General features: G+C 68.2%; 19 protein-coding genes and 3 pseudogenes. 7 read left to right on the top strand and 15 right to left on the bottom strand.

Going from position 1 to position 17549, the window contains the following annotated elements; translation table 11 throughout:
* Positions 1 to 7: 7 nt before the first annotated feature.
* Positions 8 to 523: a DoxX family protein gene (locus F8568_RS05840; RefSeq protein ID WP_151592130.1), complete on the bottom strand. Its 516-nt coding sequence runs from the start codon at positions 521 to 523 to the stop codon at positions 8 to 10.
* 234 nt (positions 524 to 757) lie between these two features.
* Between F8568_RS05840 and F8568_RS05845 the strand changes: the two genes are divergently transcribed.
* The 3 genes from F8568_RS05845 to F8568_RS50945 all read left to right on the top strand — a co-directional run bounded on the left by F8568_RS05845 (position 758) and on the right by F8568_RS50945 (position 2758).
* A complete protein-coding gene (locus F8568_RS05845; RefSeq protein WP_151592132.1) occupies positions 758 to 1273 on the top strand; it encodes a flavin reductase family protein in 516 nt (171 codons plus the stop codon).
* A 198-nt stretch (positions 1274 to 1471) separates the two neighbouring features.
* Positions 1472 to 2212 (top strand): GntR family transcriptional regulator, encoded by a 741-nt coding sequence (locus tag F8568_RS05850; RefSeq protein ID WP_160573524.1) that lies wholly within the window; start codon positions 1472 to 1474, stop codon positions 2210 to 2212.
* Positions 2213 to 2515: 303 nt separating this feature from the next.
* Positions 2516 to 2758, top strand: a complete 243-nt coding sequence (locus F8568_RS50945) for an SDR family oxidoreductase (protein ID WP_407924456.1) — start codon at positions 2516 to 2518, stop codon at positions 2756 to 2758.
* On the opposite strand, the pseudogene F8568_RS47825 reads toward F8568_RS50945, so the two are convergent.
* From F8568_RS47825 to F8568_RS05895, 10 genes and pseudogenes are all read right to left on the bottom strand, one after another.
* Positions 2652 to 2997: pseudogene (locus tag F8568_RS47825) on the bottom strand (transposase family protein); the annotation flags it as partial. The gene F8568_RS50945 and the pseudogene F8568_RS47825 sit on opposite strands and share 107 nt — an antisense overlap.
* Before the next feature lie 570 nt (positions 2998 to 3567).
* Complete coding sequence (locus tag F8568_RS05860) at positions 3568 to 4764, bottom strand: acyl-CoA dehydrogenase family protein (RefSeq protein WP_151592138.1); 1197 nt, start codon at positions 4762 to 4764, stop codon at positions 3568 to 3570.
* A gap of 67 nt (positions 4765 to 4831) precedes the next feature.
* Positions 4832 to 6046, bottom strand: a complete 1215-nt coding sequence (locus F8568_RS05865) for an acetyl-CoA C-acetyltransferase (RefSeq protein WP_151592140.1) — start codon at positions 6044 to 6046, stop codon at positions 4832 to 4834.
* Between the two features lie 21 nt (positions 6047 to 6067).
* Complete coding sequence (locus tag F8568_RS46590) at positions 6068 to 6508, bottom strand: SDR family oxidoreductase (protein ID WP_202124529.1); 441 nt, start codon at positions 6506 to 6508, stop codon at positions 6068 to 6070.
* Positions 6509 to 6563: 55 nt separating this feature from the next.
* Positions 6564 to 6881, bottom strand: a pseudogene (locus F8568_RS50210) (SDR family NAD(P)-dependent oxidoreductase); the annotation flags it as partial.
* Positions 6799 to 7251: pseudogene (locus tag F8568_RS50215) on the bottom strand (acyl-CoA dehydrogenase family protein); the annotation flags it as partial. The pseudogenes F8568_RS50210 and F8568_RS50215, both read right to left, overlap by 83 nt.
* A complete protein-coding gene (locus F8568_RS05880; protein WP_151592142.1) occupies positions 7248 to 7706 on the bottom strand; it encodes a MaoC family dehydratase in 459 nt (152 codons plus the stop codon). The pseudogene F8568_RS50215 and the gene F8568_RS05880, both read right to left, overlap by 4 nt.
* Positions 7703 to 8467 (bottom strand): 3-oxoacyl-ACP reductase FabG, encoded by a 765-nt coding sequence (gene fabG, locus F8568_RS05885; RefSeq protein WP_407924457.1) that lies wholly within the window; start codon positions 8465 to 8467, stop codon positions 7703 to 7705. Before fabG ends, F8568_RS05880 begins: the two co-directional genes overlap by 4 nt.
* Complete coding sequence (locus F8568_RS05890; protein WP_160573526.1) at positions 8458 to 8679, bottom strand: hypothetical protein; 222 nt, start codon at positions 8677 to 8679, stop codon at positions 8458 to 8460. Before F8568_RS05890 ends, fabG begins: the two co-directional genes overlap by 10 nt.
* A 137-nt stretch (positions 8680 to 8816) precedes the next feature.
* Entirely contained in the window at positions 8817 to 9482 is a 666-nt protein-coding gene (locus F8568_RS05895; RefSeq protein ID WP_160573527.1) for a TetR/AcrR family transcriptional regulator, read from the bottom strand.
* Between the two features lie 105 nt (positions 9483 to 9587).
* Here F8568_RS05895 and F8568_RS05900 point away from each other — a divergent pair, with 105 nt between their 5' ends.
* On the top strand, positions 9588 to 10739 hold the full coding sequence (locus F8568_RS05900; protein WP_151592148.1) for an acyl-CoA dehydrogenase family protein: 1152 nt from the start codon (positions 9588 to 9590) through the stop codon (positions 10737 to 10739).
* A gap of 63 nt (positions 10740 to 10802) precedes the next feature.
* Positions 10803 to 11567 (top strand): crotonase/enoyl-CoA hydratase family protein, encoded by a 765-nt coding sequence (locus F8568_RS05905; protein WP_328600738.1) that lies wholly within the window; start codon positions 10803 to 10805, stop codon positions 11565 to 11567.
* 48 nt (positions 11568 to 11615) lie between these two features.
* Here the strand turns inward: F8568_RS05905 and F8568_RS05910 are convergent, their stop codons facing one another.
* From F8568_RS05910 to F8568_RS05920, 3 genes are all read right to left on the bottom strand, one after another.
* Positions 11616 to 12083, bottom strand: coding sequence for a periplasmic substrate-binding domain-containing protein (locus F8568_RS05910; protein ID WP_151592152.1), 468 nt, complete (start codon positions 12081 to 12083; stop codon positions 11616 to 11618).
* A gap of 269 nt (positions 12084 to 12352) precedes the next feature.
* On the bottom strand, positions 12353 to 13117 hold the full coding sequence (locus tag F8568_RS05915) for an SDR family NAD(P)-dependent oxidoreductase (RefSeq protein ID WP_151592156.1): 765 nt from the start codon (positions 13115 to 13117) through the stop codon (positions 12353 to 12355).
* A gap of 105 nt (positions 13118 to 13222) precedes the next feature.
* A complete protein-coding gene (locus F8568_RS05920; RefSeq protein ID WP_151592158.1) occupies positions 13223 to 14353 on the bottom strand; it encodes a thiolase family protein in 1131 nt (376 codons plus the stop codon).
* A gap of 163 nt (positions 14354 to 14516) precedes the next feature.
* Here F8568_RS05920 and F8568_RS05925 point away from each other — a divergent pair, with 163 nt between their 5' ends.
* Positions 14517 to 15368, top strand: coding sequence for a LysR family transcriptional regulator (locus F8568_RS05925; RefSeq protein ID WP_151592160.1), 852 nt, complete (start codon positions 14517 to 14519; stop codon positions 15366 to 15368).
* On the opposite strand, the gene F8568_RS05930 is transcribed toward F8568_RS05925, so the two are convergent.
* Positions 15315 to 16238 (bottom strand): LysR family transcriptional regulator, encoded by a 924-nt coding sequence (locus F8568_RS05930; RefSeq protein ID WP_151592162.1) that lies wholly within the window; start codon positions 16236 to 16238, stop codon positions 15315 to 15317. The genes F8568_RS05925 and F8568_RS05930 overlap by 54 nt on opposite strands.
* Positions 16239 to 16503: 265 nt before the next feature.
* On the opposite strand from F8568_RS05930, the gene F8568_RS05935 reads away from it, so the two are divergent.
* A complete protein-coding gene (locus F8568_RS05935; protein WP_151592164.1) occupies positions 16504 to 17424 on the top strand; it encodes a crotonase/enoyl-CoA hydratase family protein in 921 nt (306 codons plus the stop codon).
* Positions 17425 to 17549: the final 125 nt, after the last annotated feature.

The raw sequence follows: 17549 nt of genomic DNA on the forward strand, positions 1-17549 counted from the left end.
GCCGCGTTCACACGGTCTCCGGCGCCTTGGCCGCGGTGGACGGGCGCCAGCAGACGGCCAGCATCCCCGCGGCTCCACCCAGACCGGCGACCAGCGAGCCGAGAGCCGCCCATCCGCCCGAGGGGTCGATGTGGAGCAGATGGTCGAGGGACCATGTGCCAGGGCCGAGCGCCGCGATGGCGACCGCCATGACGCCGAGCGCGAGCACGTACTCGTAGCCGTCTTTGAACACGAAGAACCCGTTCGCGCGGTGGACGGCGATCCCGGCGACCGCACACACGCCGATGATCGCCGCACTCCACAGCGGCGTCACCAGCCCGAGAAGCAGGCCCGCACCGGCGCCCATCTCGAGCAGCCCGCTCGCCCAGGCATGCGCGCGCGGCGGGCGGAGCCCCACGCCCCCGAACCAACGGGCGGTGCCTTCGACACCGCCCGGTCCGAAGAGATGGTTGCGTCCGTGGGCGATCATGATGCCGCCGACCGTGAGGCGGAGTGCGGCGGCGGCTATGTCGATGTCGAGCAACGGTTCTCCAATCGCCCAGTTCACTCGTGAGGGCCTGCAAGCTGCCGGCTACGCGGACGGCGATCGGGCGCCGAGTTGCCGAAGCGCTTTCCGGCAGGGGGCGTCGGCTCTTCGCCCTTTTCCGTCCGACAGATGTGCACATCTTACATCCAGGATTCATTTTCCGACACCCTATCGACAGTCAGGGCGCCGACGCGTACCCTAATCCGGGATGCAGGATCCAATATTGGAGGTATGGTGGCCGACGACGGAGCCGTCTCCCTCGCAGGAAGCTTTCGGGAGGTCATGGCCCGGGTTTGCACTCCGGTGGCGGTCGTGGCGGCGATGGACGGGGAGCGTCCGCACGGTACGACCGTGAGCGCTTTCGTGTCGCTGTCCATGAACCCGCCCATGGCGCTCGTTTCACTGGACAAGGGCTCAGACCTGCTGGCTCTGCTGCGGCCGGGTCGCCCCTTTGCGATCAACGTGCTCAGCAGGCGGCAGGCGGATCTCGCCGCTGGTTTCGCCCGCAAGGGGACGTCCAAGTTCGAAGGCGTGGGATGGTCTCGTCGCATGGGCGTTCCGCGCCTCACGGGCAGTCTGGGCTGGCTGGGCTGCGAGGTGGCCGAGCAAGTGCCGGGAGGTGATCACGTGATCGTGCTGGGCTCGGTGTTCGAGGCCGTCTCAGAGCCCGGCGAACCACTCATTTATCACGAACGTGCCTTCGGCACCTATGCCGCCCTGGGCGGCCCGGTCGTCGCGGCGAGGTGACCGCCGGCCTATGCGCGAGCACTCGACGGAAGGCCGTAGTGGTCATGTCCGGCCTTGGGGAGTCGCTGAACGGACGGTGTGCGGCGGCCGCTCGCCCCGCGGACCTCGCCGAGTGGCGAGGACACCACTATCCATGCGACTGGTATCCTGTATACGGGAAACGGGTGTGTGAGAGGTGTGTGAGAGGTGTTGGGGGAAGTGGCCGTGACGCAGCAGGGGAACGTCCCGGCGGGCCTGCTGAATCGCCCGCAGACGAGGCTGGCCGACGAGGTCGCCCACCTTCTCCGCGACCTCATTCTGCGAGGGGAGCTCGAGCCGGGGTCCCAGTTGCTCCAGATTCAGCTTGCCGAGCGTCTGGGAGTCAGCCGCACACCGCTGCGAGAGGCGTTCCGCATCCTCGAGCGCGACGGGCTCCTGAAGATTTCGAACGGTAACAAGACGGTCGAGGTGGTCGAGTTCGACCGAGGACCTCTGATCGAGACGTACCAGGTCCGTGAGGTCATCGATGGCCTTGCGGCACGGTTGGCCGCCCGCCGTGATCTGTCCACCGCCGCCCCGACACTTGAGCGCGCGATCGAACGTATGGAAGCGGCGGCGGAACCGGGGCTGGACATTACCGAGTACGGCGAGGCGCACGCGGAGTTCCACCTCGCGATTCTGGAGGCGTCCGGAAACTCGCGGTTGAAGGACTTCGAGTCGCTCGTCCGGATTTCAGCGCAGATGCAACTGACCCGGTACTTGAAGCAGAATTACGATGAGGACCTGGACGCGGCGATAAGTGACGCGATCAGGGTCGGCAACGAACACCACAGAGAGATCCTCACCGCGATCACCAACGGTGACTCCCGAGCCGCCGAACGGTCCGCGACCCGGCACATCCGGGCCACGATCAAGTTTTTGGAGGGCCTGCCGGAGCCGAGCGAGGCATCTGCGAAGTGACGATCCCCGTCGGCGGATGCCGGGCGCTTTGCCCTGCCGGCCTCGCGTGCTTCGGGGTTTGGCGTCCGCCGTCACGTCGTCGGACGAACTCATTCTTCGCCTTACAAGGGACCGCTCCGCGGAGGCACTGACATCGAGAAGCGGGTCGTCATCATCACAGGAGCGACCGTCGGCATCGGCAAGGCTTTCGCTGAAAGCCTTGCGGACAAGGCGGAGGAGTTCGTCGCCGCGAGCAGGAAGGCAGCGGGGGCAAAGTCGGACGTCCGCGATGGCTCCTCGGTCTAGGATCGCGTCGCGGTGGCAATGAAGACGTTCGGACGCGTGGACCTGATGGTCGACAACGCCGGGTGGTCGCGCAGTTCGACTCCGTTGCTCGACCTGGAGCCGGACGACTGGGACCATTACATGGCGGTCAACGTGCGCGGAACACTGAACCTTTTCAGCGTGATGCGGTCTCGCGGAGTTGCAGGGTGTGGATGGCTTTGGCGAGGCGGCCGGCGCGGTGGGGGCAGCAGCGCAGCTTCCGCAGGATTGGCCATGTCTTGAGCTGGGCGTTTGCGCGTTCGCCGGGCCCGCGGAGCTTGGCGTGTGCGCGGTTGGCATCCTTTTGCGGTGCGGGCTTGTCGCGTCCCTTGTAGGGCGTGAGGATGCGCGCCGGCGCCCTGATAGGCCTTGTCGGCCAGCACGGGCAGGCCGCTGGCCGCCAGAGCCCGGATGACGCCCCAGATTCGGGCTGCGGTCAGGTCGTGGACTGAGCCGCGCAGTGGTCCCGACACCCGCAGCAGTTGTTGCGGACGCTGCCCGGTTCTTCGTATCCGCGAAGAGCGGAAAGATCACGCGCCAAATGCTGCTCGTCGCAGGCGGGGCCCGCTGCTTTGAGCAGCGATAAAATCAGCTCGTCAGGTGCCTGAACCGCCGACAATACTTTGTCGGATCACGTCCGGGAGGTCTCGAGATCGGTCCAAGGCACCGGCCAAAGTCGGTCAGGGCGGGTAGGGCCTCGGCGACGACACGCGAAGTCCCGGCGAACAGCCCGGCCGACATGGTTTCGCACGCCGGTCCATCGGATCGGGCTGACGTCGCACCAGGCCCTGCGCCTACATCATTGCATAGTCGACGGGGGGAACTGACAAATGCGGCTTGAAGCGCGCGAGGTCGCCGAAGGACTGTACGAGATCGTCGGTGGCTGAGCAACACCGGTGTTGACGGTCGTGGCCACGCATGCGGAATGGTGTCCGGGCCGGGCGAGCGCCGCAGCGTCCCCATCGGCTCTGTCCAGCATGCGCGGCTGGTCGGGAGATGTCACCCGCAGGTTCGGACGACGGTCCTCCGGCCGGGCACTGGGGCCGACGCTTTCAAGAACGTGCACGGTACTCGCCCAGCAGGCCGCGGGAGATGATCGTCTTCTGGATCTCACTCGTGCCCTCGCCGATCAGCAGGAACGGCGCCTCGCGCATCAGCCGCTCGATCTCGTACTCCTTCGAGTACCCGTACCCGCCGTGGATCCGGAACGCGTCCTGCGTGACCTCCGTGCAGTACTCCGACGCGATCAGCTTCGCCATGCCCGCCTCGACGTCGTTGCGCTCGCCCGAGTCCTTCAGCCGGGCCGCGTTCACCATCATCAGGTGCGCCGCCTCGACCTTCGTCGCCATCTCGGCCAGCTTGAACGCCACCGCCTGGTGCTCGGCGATCGCCTTGCCGAACGTCTTGCGCTGCTGGGCGTACTCCACCGCCAGCTCGAACGCCCGGATCGCGATGCCGCAAGCCCGCGCCGCGACGTTCACCCGGCCGACCTCGACACCGTCCATCATGTACGCGAAGCCCTTGCCCGGCGCCTCGCCGAGAATCATGTCCGCGCCGATCTGGTAGCCGTCGAAGATCGCCTCGGTCGTGTCGACGCCCTTGTAGCCCATCTTGTCGATCTTGCCGGGGATGGTCAGGCCCGGCACCACCTCGCCGAAGCCCTCCGGTTTCTCCACGAGGAACGTCGTCAGGTTCTGGTGGGCCTTCTCCGCACCCTCGTCCGTCCGCACCAGCAGCGCGATCAGGTTGGACGAACCACCGTTCGTCAGCCACATCTTGGAGCCGTCGATGACGTAGCCGTCATCGGTCTTCTTCGCCTTCGTCTTGATCGCCGCGACGTCCGACCCGAGGTCCGGCTCCGACATCGAGAACGAGCCGCGCACCTCGCCGGTCGCCATCCGCGGTAGGAAGTGCCGCTTCTGCGCCTCCGTGCCGTGGCGGGAGATCATGTGCGCCACGATGAAGTGCGTGTTGATCACGCCGGACACGCTCATCCAGCCCCGCGCGATCTCCTCGACCACCAGCGCGTAGGTCAGCAGCGACTCGCCGAGCCCGCCGTGCTCCTCCGGGATGGTGATCCCGAACAGGCCCATCTCCTTCATGCCCTCGACGATGTCCGCCGGGTAGGTGTCGGAGTGCTCGAGCCTCTGCGCGTGCGGGATGACCTCCTTGTCGACGAACGAGCGGACGGTCGCGAGGATCTCCGACTGCATGTCGGACAGGCCGGCGGTCTGGGCGAGACGGGCCACAGTTCTTCTCCTGGTCGGTCAAGACAACGGCAGCGTCAGCGTCTCCGTGACGCAGAGCGGTTCGGGGTCAGAGCGAGATTTGCTCGAAGATCGCGGCGAGACCCTGTCCGCCGCCGATGCACATCGTCTCCAGGCCGTACCGGGCCTCTCGACGCTGCATTTCGCGGGCGAGGGTAGCGAGGATCCGGGCACCGGTGGCGCCGACCGGGTGGCCCAGTGAGATGCCGGAACCGTGCACGTTCAGGCGATTGAAATCCGCTTCGCCGAAGCCCCATTCGCGTGTGCACGCGAGGGTTTGGGCGGCGAAGGCCTCGTTGAGCTCGATCAGGTCCATGTCGGACATCTTGAGCCCGCCCCGCTCGAGGGCGGCATGCGACGCGGGCACCGGGCCGATGCCCATGGTCTTCGGCGGCACCCCGGCCACGGCCCACGACACGAGCCGGACGAGCGGTCGCAGCCCGAGCGACTCCGCGTGCTGCCGGTGGGTCACGACGCACACCGCGGCGGCGTCGTTCTGTCCGCTGGCGTTGCCGGCGGTGACGGTCGCGTCCGGATCCTGCTTGCCCAGCACCGGCCTCAGCTTGCCCAAGGTCTCCAGGGTGGTGTCCGCACGGGGGTGTTCGTCGGTGTCCACCACAGTGTCGCCCTTGCGGGACTTGACGGTCACCGGGACGATCTCCTCGTCGAAGACACCCGCCTGCTGGGCGGCGACCGCGCGCTGGTGCGACGTGACCGCGAGCCGGTCCTGCTCTTCCCGGGAGATGGAGTACTGGGAGCGCAGGTTCTCGGCGGTCTCCAGCATGCCGCCGGGCACCGGGTGGTCCCGGCCGCCCGCGGTCACGCGGCCGCGGGCGAGCCCGTCGTGAAGGGTCACCCCGTCGCCCTTGACGCCCCGGCGCATCTGCGTGGAGTAGAAGGCGACGTTGCTCATGCTTTCCGTGCCGCCGGCGACGGCCAGCTCGTTGACACCGGTTGCCACCTGCATCGCGGCCTGGAGCACCGCCTGCAGCCCGGAGCCGCAGCGGCGGTCCACCTGCATCCCGGGCACGGTCACCGGCAGGCCGGCGTCCAGTGCTACGACGCGGCCGATGGCCGGGGCGTCGCTGTTGGGGTAGCAGTGGCCGAGGATCACGTCGCCGATTGCGGCCGGGTCGAGGCCGGTGCGTTCGAGAAGACCACGCAGCACCACCTCGCCCAGCTCGGCGGCGGTGAGGCCGGCCAGGCCGCCCCCGAACCGGCCGATGGGGGTGCGGACCGGTTCGCAGATGACGATCTCACGCATGGGTGGAATCCTTTCGCGTACTCACATGAACCGTCCGCCGGTGACCTCGAGCACGGTGCCCGTCAGGTAGGAGGACAGGTCCGAGGCGAGAAACAGCACGACGTTCGCAACTTCGGCGGGCTCGCCAGGACGGCCCATCGGGATCTCGCTCATCTTCTGGTCCCACGCCTTCTGCGGCATCGCCTCGGTCATCGCGGAGCGGATGAGGCCGGGCTGCACGGCGTTGACGCGGACACCGAGGTGGGCCAGCTCCTTCGCCGCGGCTTTGGTCAGGCCGACCATGCCGGCCTTGGCCGCCGAGTAGTTCGTCTGGCCCACCATGCCGACCTTGCCGGACAGCGAGGAGATGTTGACGATCGCGCTCGCGCGCTGCTCTCGCATGATCGCCGCCGCCTTGCGGGTGCCATTCCAAGGTTCTTTGAGGTGCACCGAGACCACCTGGTCGAACTCGAGCTCGGTCATCTTCCGCATCGTCGCGTCCCTTGTGATGCCCCGCGTTGTTCACCAGGACGTCGAGCGAGCCGAACGTCGCCACCGCGTGGGCCAGCAGACCGTTCACATCGGAGGCGGAGGTGACGTCGCAGCGGAACGCGGAGGCAGTGCCGGTGCCACCGAACTTTTCTGCGGCGGCCTCGGTCGCGACGACGTCGAGATCGCCGAGCGCCACACGGGCGCCTTCCGCTACTAAGCGGTCCGCGATCGCGAAGCCGATTCCCTGGGCGCCGCCGGTGACTACTCGCGGCGGACGGGGCGATCCGCCGGTCCGAGCCGCTGTCGTATCCCGCCGCCGCGTCGCGGACCAGGGCGCGACCGGCGGCGACGCCGGTGTACTGATCCGCGAGCATCGCCTGGACCAGCTGGTGCTCGCCGATCGGCACGCCGCCCTGGGTGTTTTCCGCCGCGTAGAGGACGGACTCCTCGAGCGCGCGCTGGGCGCTGTCGACCGCGAGCGCCGCGATGTGCACCCGGCCGCGCGCGAGCGACGTCAATGCCGCGCGGTAGCCCACCTCTTCGGCGCCCCCGCCGAGCGCGGAATCCGGCACGCGGGCCCGGTCGAAATGGACGTCGGCGGTCCAGGCGCCCTCTTGGCCCATCTTCGCGTCCTTAGGGCCGACGCGGACACCCGGCGTGTCGGTGGGCACGAGGAACACGGCGATCCCCGGGTCCTTGCCCGCAGGTTTTCGGTCTACCCGGTGACCGGTCATTCGTACCGGCGGAGCAGGACCGTGGCGACACAGGCCGGCTTCGAGTGGTTCTCGATCTCGATGACGAACGCGAGTCGCAGCTGGACGCCGCCGGGAACGTCGGTAACCTCCTCGAGTGTGGCTGTGCCGCGCACGCGGCTGCCTGCCGGGACTGGGGCGGGGAAGCGGACCTTGTCGCAGCCGTAGTTGACGCCCATCCGGAACCCGGTCACCTGCAGGATCTCCGGCAGCATCTTCGGGATCAGCGACAGCGTGAGGAAACCGTGGGCGATCGCGCCGCCGAAGGCGCTCTCCCGCGTGGCGCGCTCGACGTCGACGTGGATCCACTGGTGATCGCTCGTGGCGTCGGCGAAGGCGTTGATTCGTTCCTGGGAGATCAGCACCCAGTCGCTGTGGCCGAGCGGCTTCCCGGTCAGTTCCCTGAGGCCGGCCGCGCCGGTGGCGACCGCGGTCATGCCTTCGGCCCGCCGGCGACGTAGATGACCTGGCCGGACACGTAGCCCGCGCCTTCGCTCACCAGGAACGAGACAGTGTGGGCGATGTCGCCGGGCTCGCCGGCGCGAGCGACGGGGATCGCTTTGACGCGGGCCGCGAGGTAGGTGTCCCAGTCTTCGCCGATTCGCGCGGCGGTCGCCCGGGTCATGTCGCTGACGATGAACCCGGGGGCGACGCAGTTGGCGGTGACGCCGAACTTGCCGAGTTCGAGGGCCAGTGTCTTGGTGAAGCCCTGCAGCCCGGCCTTGACGGTGGAGTAGTTGGCCTGGCCGCGGTTGCCGAGTGCGGAGGTGCTGGAGATGTTGACGATGCGGCCGAAGCCTGCGTCGACCATGTGCTTCTGGACGGCTTTGGTCATCAGGAACGAGCCGCGCAGATGCACGTTGACGACGGTGTCCCAGTCCTCGGCCGACATCTTGAACAGCAGGTTGTCGCGGGTCACACCGGCGTTGTTCACGAGGACGGTCGGCGCCCCGAGTTCGGAGACGATCCGGTTTACCGCGGCGTTCACCTGGTCCTGGTTCGAGACGTCGGCCCCGACGGCGAGCGCCCGGCCGCCGGCGGTCTCGATGCCTTCCACAGTGGACTTGCCGGCGGTCTCGTCGAGGTCGAGCACCGCCACGGCGAACCCATCCGAGGCGAGCCGTATCGCGGTAGCGGCACCGATGCCGCGGGCCGAGCCGGTGACGATGGCAACGCGTTCGCGAGTAGTCACGGTGATGTGCTCCTTCCCAGGCGGGGCCTGGATCGTGTTTTGTCGGCGGACGAAGGAAACCAACCCTTGGTGAAGATCGCGGCGAGCCCCTCGCCGCCACCGATGCACATGGTTTCGGGGCCGTATCGGGCATCGCGACGCGGCATCACCTGCAAACCCGTGGTCGTCACCGGCAGGCCGCTGCGCTCGAGGATCGCCGCGATCACCGTGGCCGCCAAGGTGTGCGCACCAGTTCGCAGATGACCGCTTCTCGCACGGTGCCTCCTGACCACGAGGGACGGTCGAGGACACCATATATTATCGAGCGTTCGAATAATTGTGAGGACAGTCACCCGACCGCCCTGGTAGGCGTTGCTCAGTCCGCTTGCTCGCGGTAGCCGACCAGGGCGTGGGCGAGCTCCCAGTAGCGCGTCACCAGCTCGTCCAGACTGATCGGGCCGCTGGGGTCGTACCAGTGGGCGACCGAGTTGCACATGGCGAACACGGCCCGCCGGGCATCGTCGGGGTACTTGGTCGTGAACTGTCCGGACCGGATGCCGGCGGAGATGATTTCGGTCATCGTGGTCGTCGCCGCGTCCTGCGGTTCCCTGAGCTGCGCCTGGAAGTCCTCATTGAGGTTCCGCACCTCGCTGAGCATCAGGTTGCTTTCGACCTTGTGGGTGGCGCGATACCGAACGGTCGCGCCAACCAGCGCATCCAGGTGCGCAACCGGGTCGTCTCCCGCGACGTCCAGTGCCGCCCGGCAGATCCGGTGGTAGTCCGCGATCCCGTCTTGGAGCAGGGCGAAGAGCAGCTCTTGCTTACCGGGGTAGTAGTGGTACATCGCGGACATGCTCACGTCCGCCGCCTTGGCGATCGCGCGGATGGACACGCCGTGGTAGCCGTACTCGGCGAACGCTTCCCGCGCCGCGGCCGTGACGAGCGTGCGGCCGTCGCCTCGCTCCTTGCTGGCCGCCGATGTCGGCCGCCCCGCACGGCGGCGCGGTGTTGTCGCTGATGTGTTACTGGATCCGCTCGGCACGGGTTCACGGTAACCGATCCGCGCCGGTCATTCCGGATGTCGCTTGACGCGAGCGGCCCGTGACGCATAAATTTATCGATCGTTCGAATAGTTAGGATGTGACGTATGCGCCGGACCGTGTTCGATGCCGACCACGACGCCTTCCGGGAGACCGTGCGGGCGTTCTTCGAGAAGGAGGTCGTACCCGACTTCCCGCAGTGGGAGAAGCAGGGCCGGGTCCCCAGGAGCTTCTACCGGCGGGTGGGCGACCTCGGCGTGCTCGGCATGGCGGTGCCGGAGGAATACGGCGGCGGGGGCCAGCCCAGCTACAAGTTCAGCGCCGTGCTGACCGAGGAGTCGATGCGGGCCGAGCTCGGCCTGGGTGCCATGCGGGTGCACATGGACATCGTCTTGCCCTACTTCCTCCACTACGCGACGGACGAGCAGAAGCGCCGGTGGTTGCCGGGCATCGCCAGCGGCGAGCTGATGACCGCGATCGCGATGACCGAGCCCGACACGGGCTCGGACCTGGCGGGCATTGCGACGTCCGCGGTCCTGAACGGTGACGAGTACGTGGTCAACGGAACGAAAACGTTCATCACCGGCGGCGTCAACGCCGACCTCGTGCTCGTCGTGGCGAGGACGTCCCCTCCTGCTCCGGACAACCGGCGTGCGGGTCTCAGTCTGATCGTCGTCGAAGCCGACCGCCCGGGCTTCGCGGTCGGCGGGAACCTGGAGAAGATCGGAATCAAGGCGCAGGACACAGCCCAACTGTCCTTTTCGGATGTACGCGTGCCGGTCGGCAACCTGCTTGGCGAGCCCGATATGGCCTTCCAGCATCTGACCCACAACCTGCCGCAGGAGCGGCTGTCGATCGCCGTCGGTTCCGTGGCGGCGGCGCGGGCGGCGATGGACGCGGCCGTGCGATACGTCAAGGAGCGCAAGGCGTTCGGCAAACCGATCTCGGCCTTTCAGAACACGCGGTTCGTACTCGCGGAGTGCGCCACCGAGATCGAGGCGGGGCAGATGCTGGTCGACCGCGCGCTCGACGACCACGACCGGGGCGAGCTGACGGCCGTCGACGCCGCCAAAGTCAAGCTGTTCTGCACGGAGCTGCAGGGCCGGGTGGTCGACAAGTGCCTTCAGCTGCACGGAGGCTACGGCTACATGGCCGAATACCCGATCTCGCGCTTGTACACCGACGCCCGGGTGACCCGGATCTACGGTGGTACCAGCGAAATCATGAAGACCATCATCAGCAAGTCGCTCGGTCTCTGACACCGCACGCGACGGCGCGAACCCCATCTCCGCTGAAGGATCGAAGGCTGAATCATGTCCGACATCTCCAACGAGGTGCTGACCGAGTATTCGGACGGCATCGCATTGATCACGATCAACCGTCCGCGGGCGAAGAACGCGGTCAACGCCGCCACGGCTGCCGCGATCGCGGCCGCTGTCGACACGCTGGAGGAGCGGTCCGATCTCGCGGTCGGCATCATCACCGGCGCGGGCGGAACCTTCTGTGCCGGCATGGACCTCAAGGAGTTCACCCGCGGTGAGTCGGCGAGCATTCCCGGGCGCGGCTTCGGCGGGCTCACCGAGTCTCCACCGAGCAAGCCGCTGATCGCCGCGATCGAGGGGTGGGCGCTGGCCGGCGGGTGCGAGCTCGCGCTGAGTGCCGACCTCGTGGTCGCGGCGCGCACCGCGCGGTTCGGCCTGCCGGAGGTCAAACGCGGTCTCGTGGCGATGGCGGGTGGCCTGCTGCGGCTGCCCAAGGCGCTGCCGTACCCGGTCGCGATGCGCATCGCCCTGACCGGCGACCCGATCACCGCCGAGGAAGCGCAACGGTTCGGGCTCGTGTCCGTGTTGAGCGAGGAAGGTGGCGCTCTGGCGGCTGCGAAAGAACTGGCCGCGACGATCGCTGCCAACGGTCCGCTCGCGGTCCGGGCGACCAAGCGGATCGTCAGCGAATCGGCTCGGTGGACCGACGCCGACGCGTTCGAGACTCAGCGCGCCATCGCCCAGCCGGTCATGCAGTCCGCCGACGCCCGCGAAGGTGCGCTGGCGTTCGCGGAAAAGCGCGCCCCGGCCTGGCGCGGCGAGTGATTGCGGAACTACGGCGTCTTGCCGTCGAGTATCGACGGAGCCATCTCGCTATGGGGAGACCCAGACCTCTTCGGGGAGAATGCCCATCAGGAGCATACGGGCTCCATGCAGGCGGTTGGCGATCGCGACGGTGTCCGGTGGGGGGACAACTGGCAGGAACCAGAGGTGGGATCCGTTCACCATGGCTTCCTGGAGTGTGTGCGTCGCCGCGGTGCGCTGGCCCTCGTCCACAGCCACGCGGCCCTGGTCGATGGCCGCGTCGGCCTCGGGATGGGAACCTTGCGGAACGCGGGATTCGCCGGACCGCCAGAACTGGGACACGGTGGGTTCGAATGACACCGGCATCGTCTGGCTGAAAATCGCGACCTCGAAGTCCCCACGGGCAACGGCGGGATAGTTCTCCGCTGCCGGCCGCAGATCGATGGTCACCTCGACGTTCCGGTAGCCGGCCATGAGTGCCTGAACCGCCTCGGCCCGGTCGCACGTAGCGGGCGCGCACAAGATGCGGAAGCGCACGGGGCCTTTCAAATCAGCGGCGGCTTGATCGAAGAGGTCCTGCGCGGCCGTCTTGTCGTACCCGAGCAGGCGGGCGTCGGCGTCGTAGTCGGGGTGGTCCTTGGTGAGGAAGGTCTGCGCGACTTGCCCTTTGCCCTGTCACCGTACGGCGTTGAGCTGCTGGGGGTCGATCGCGCTGTTGACGGCCTTGCGCACCCGCGGGTCGTTAAACGGAGTGGTCTTTTCGTCGAGGATCATCCATTCGACGGACAGTTTCGGTCGTCGCCGCCTTACCGGGGTGCCATGCGGATGGCGCCGTCGAGCCGGATGGTCTCGCCGTTGAGGTAGCCGTTTTCCAGGATTTGCAAGGCGAGCAGGGCGTATTCGTCGGGACGGCCCAGGCGTGCGGGGTTGGGCACGCTCTTGGCCAGGCTCGCGCGGATGTCGTCCCGGAGCCGGCCCAGCAACGGGGTGTCCATGATTCCGGGCGCGATCGTGCACACTCGGATACCGCGGCTGGCGAGGTCCCGGGCCGCGGTCACCGTCATGCCCACGACACCCGCCTTCGAGGCGGTGTAGGGAATCTGCCCGATCTGGCCTTCATATGCGGCGACCGACGCGGTCATCACGATCGCGCCCCGCTCGCCGTCGACGGCCTCGGTTCGCGCGATCCGGGCGGCTCCGAGCCGCAATGCGTTGAACGAGCCCACCAGATTCAGTCTGATGATGAACTCGAAGTCGGCGAGCGACCCGGGGTTGCCTTCCTTGTCGAGTATGCGGACCTTGCGACCACTACCGGCGCAGTGCACCAGTCCGCGAAGGCCGCCATGCTCGCTCGCAGTGTCGAGCGCCACTGCGAAGCCGGCCTCGTCGGTGACGTCGCCAGGCGCGAACCGTGCTCCTTCACCGAGTTCGGCGGCCGCCTTCTCGCCGTTGGACTGCGGCAGGTCGATCAGGGTCACCTGGGCCCCGGCCTTGACCAGGCGACGCGCCGTCGCCAGCCCGAGCCCGGACGCGCCGCCGGTGACCGCGACCGATGATCCTTCCAGCTTCATGATGTGCCTTCCTGCCTTGCTCTCGAGCGACGGGCGAATGTGGTCGGGATACCTCGGTTGTGCCGACGAACTCGCCGTTCTTCGGCGAAAGTCATGCGTGGGCCGTCACAGCAGTTCGAGGATGGTGGCGTTGGCCAGCCCGCCGGCCTCGCACATGGTCTGCAGGCCGTAGCGAATCCCGTTGTCGCGCATGTGGTGCGCGAGTCGCGTCATCAGGATGGCCCCCGACCCGCCCAGCGGGTGCCCGACGGCGATCGCGCCGCCCAGCGGGTTCAGCCGGCCCGCGGCGGCACCGGTTTCGGCCAGCCACGCCAGCGGGACCGGCGCGAATGCCTCGTTCACCTCGAACGCCCCGATGTCATCGATGGACAGTCCGGACCGCTGCAACGCCTTGGCGGTGGCGGGGATGGGTCCGGTAAGCATGACGACCGGGTCGTCACCGGCCACCACCGACGTATGCACCCGCACCAGCGGGGTGAGGCCGTGTGTCCGCGCGTACTCGCTCGTGGTGATCAACACGGCGCCGGCGCCGTCGGAGATCTGCGATGAGTTGCCGGCGTGGATGACACCGTCCTCTTTGAACGCGGGCTTGAGGCTCGCCAGTTTCGCGATCGTGCCGCCGCGCCGCATGCCCTCGTCCGCGGTCAGTCCCGCGATCGGTAGCAACTGGCCCGACAGCGCACCGGAATCCGAGGCGGCGAGGGCGAGTTCGTGTGATCGCAGCGCGAACTCGTCGAGGACGGAGCGGGACAGGCCCCATTTCGCGGCGATCATCTCCGCGCCGATGCCCTGGCTGAACCCGTCGACGCCGTAGCGGTCGAGCACGTGGCCGGGCACGGGCTGCCCGCCTTGCGCCGCGCTGCCCATGGGTACCCGGCTCATCGACTCCACACCGCCGGCGACGGCGAGGTCGTAGTGGCCTGCGATGACGCCGGCGGCGGCGAAGGCAACGGCCTGCTGACTGGACCCGCAAGCCCGGTTGACGGTGGTCGCGGTGACCGTTTCGGGCCACTCGGCGGCGAGGACGGCATTACGCCCGATGTTGCCCGCCTGGTCGGAAGCCTGACTGACGCAGCCCCACACCACGTCGTCGATGTCGGCGGGGTCCACCCCGGTTCGGTCGGCGAGAGCCCGCAGCACCGCGGCCGACAGGTCGGCAGGGTGGATGGCGGACAACGCTCCGTCCCGCTTGCCGATCGGGGTCCGTACCCCGGCGACGATGACCGCGTCCCTCATGCCTGCAACTCCTGACTCGACGGGAACCAAGCAGATATCGTCGAATCAAGCACACGGGTTCGCGGGAAGACAAAGACCGGCATCAAATCCGTCCCATAGGTGGTTCCTATATCCGCACGTAGGAGGGATGGACGACCGGTGCGGCTGGACCTAGGGTGGATCCGTGGATCTACGGCTGCTCAGGTACTTCCGCGTCGTCGTCGACCAGGGCAGCATCACCAAGGCAGCCGAGGCGCTCTATATCGCGCAGCCGTCGTTGTCGCAGGCGATCCGGACTCTGGAGCGGCAGCTTGGCGTGCAGCTGTTCGACCGTTCGGGGCGAAGGCTCGTGTTGACGGCGGCGGGCAAGTCGCTGGCGGCCGCGGCCCGCACGATCGAGAGCGACGTTGAGCGGGCGCGCGCCGCCGTCCGCGCAGTCCGGGATCTGGGAGGCGGCCGCCTGGAGCTGGCGGCGACCGCGACCCTCGAGGTCGATCCGCTGCCGGAGCTGGCCGGCCGGCTTCGCCGGGAACACCCCGGGATCCTGCTCAGCATCGTGTCGCCGGGCGGCGCGGTGCAGGTGGTCGACGAGGTACGGCACGGCCGGGCCGAAATCGGCCTGATCGAACTCCCTGCCAGGACCGAGACGCTTCGCATCCGGCGACTGAAGACCGACGAAATCACGCTCGTCCTTCCGCCGGCGCTCGCCGAAGGGCTGCCCGACCCGGTACCGCTGGACGCGGTGGCAGCCGTGCCGCTGGTGATCGCAGACGTGGACGCCGCGACCATGCCTGTGCCCGGCTGCCAGGTCGCTGTCGAATGCGCGCACCGGCAGGCTGTCTGGGACCTGGTCCGGCTGGGAGCCGGGGCGACCTTCCTGCCGCGGCACCTCGCCGAAACCCAGCTGCGGGACGTGGTGATCCGATCGCTGTGTCCTCATCTGGAGCAGGACATCGGACTGGTGTTCCGCTCCGGCGAACTCTCACCCGCCGCGCGGGCATTCATGGGTGTCGCGGGCGTTGAACTCGGGGGCTGAGGTGGCGACGGCGACGAACGCCCGGCCCGCGTTCGAAAGGGCTGCCGCATCGAACACGAGGCCGTACCGCCACGAGAACGGGGGCGTGACCGCGCGGACCACAAGGCCCTGGGAGATGGCGTCCTCGGCGACGGCCCGCGGCAGGAAACTCCCACCCACACCCGCCAGTACGAAGGGGAGCCGTGCATGTGGGCTCTCGACCAGGGCGGCTGCCCGGCGGAGCGCGCCCGCCGCGGCGACCGCCTGCTCGATCTGGCTCGTCCGGGAATCTTGCCGCCGCACCGCGATCAGCGGGAGGCCCGGTAGCGCGGACAGCGGCAGCGGATCGTCCGGCGGCAGTTCCGTACCGGGTGGCATGACGACGCAGTACTCCTGCACGCCCACGGGCTCCACCGTGAGCCCGGCGGCGTCGCCGGACAGCGGCAGGTAGCAGGCCACCAGCTCATAATCGCCTTGCTTGATCAACGCCAAGCCGGCCTCGGCGGACTCGACACTCCCGATCCGGACGGACACGCTCGGATGAGCGTGGCGGAACGCACTCACCATCCGCGCGACCGGGTCGACCGCCAGTGAAGGCATTACCGCGATGTCCAAGCGACCGCGGAGCTGCCCGGCCGCGTCGACCAAGGCACCCTCGGCCGCCGCGACATCCCGCAGGATCCGCCGGGCCGGTCCCACCAGCGCACGTCCCGCCGAGCTGAGCACCATGCCGCGCCCAAGGCGATGAAACAGCTCGACTCCCAGGTCACGTTCCAGTTCCCGGACCGCCTGGGACACCGTCGGCTGAGCCACTCCCAGCGCGCCGGCGGCAATACCGAGACCCTGGTTATCGACGACCGCGAGGAAGTAGCGAATCTGGTGGAGCTCCACGGGCTCACCCTAGGTCCGGTCGAGCTGTGCCATAGGAACAGCCTATCGGTCCGTTCACGACTTCGCCCTTGTTCCGGTCCACCGGGGCTGGTGCACTGGGGCATGTCGCGCGGGCGCGCTGCCCAGCGTCGTCGGCTCCCGAGCTTGCCCGGTGCGGGGCGGAGCGGACGTCCCGAGGAGCCGATGGGACACGTTCCGCTGACGTCCTGCGCCAACACCCCGATCCCGTCCTTGGATGGGGCCTAAACCTGATGGGAGGCAATGCATGACGCAGATGGCACAGATGTACGAGACGCTGCTCTACGACGTCACCGATCACATCGCCACCATCACGCTGAACCGTCCGGAGAAGCTCAACTCCTTCACCATGGGCATGCGGGACGACCTGATCGCGGCGTTCGACCGGACCGACGCCGACGACGACGTGCGTGCGGTGATCGTCACCGGGGCCGGCCGGGCGTTCTGCGCCGGCGCGGACCTCTCCGGCGGCGGGTTCGCGACCGCCAAACGCGGTGGCGATGAGCAGTTTCCGCCGTTACCCCCCGACTCGGGCGGCATGGTCACGCTGCGGGTCTTCGCCTCGCGCAAGCCCGTCATCGCTGCCATCAACGGTGCCGGGGTCGGCATCGGCGCCACCATGCCGCTGGCCATGGATATCCGGCTGGTGTCGGAGAAAGCCAAGATCGGTTTCCTGTTCGCCCGGCGCGGCATCGTCCCGGACGGCGCGTCCAGCTGGTTCCTGCCGCGCGTGGTGGGCATCGGCAAGGCGACCGAATGGGCGCTGACGGGCCGCATGATCCAGCCGCGAGAGATGCTGAGGGCCGGTCTCGTCAGCGCCGTGCACGCGCCGGAGGATCTGCTTCCCGCGGCGCGAGCCGTGGCCAAGGAGATCGCCGAGAACGTCTCGCCGGTCTCTGCTGCGCTGACGAGGCAGCTGCTGTGGCGAATGCTCGGCGCGGAACACCCGATGACCGCGCATGTCGCCGAGTCGCGCGCGCTGTTCGAGCGCGCCCGGGGCGCGGACGCGGCCGAAGGCGTGGCGTCCTTCCTGGAGAAGCGTCCGCCCGAGTTCCCGCTCAGCGTGTCGCGGCATACGCCGGACATCTTCGACCGGATTCCCTACCCGCAGTTCCCCGACGAGCGGGTCTCGCAGCGCTACCTCCCGACGAAACAGGCCGAGAAGTGACTAGATGAATGAGTCCAAGGGTTCGCCTGCGGACATGGGGCGAGGGCGTCCAATGTCAGTGTGTGAAGACAGACCTAGACACCCTCGCAACGGCACTCTATGCCCGGATCGACGACGAGTTGAAG

The organism is Actinomadura physcomitrii (assembly GCF_008923205.2).
Lineage (GTDB): Bacteria > Actinomycetota > Actinomycetes > Streptosporangiales > Streptosporangiaceae > Spirillospora > Spirillospora physcomitrii.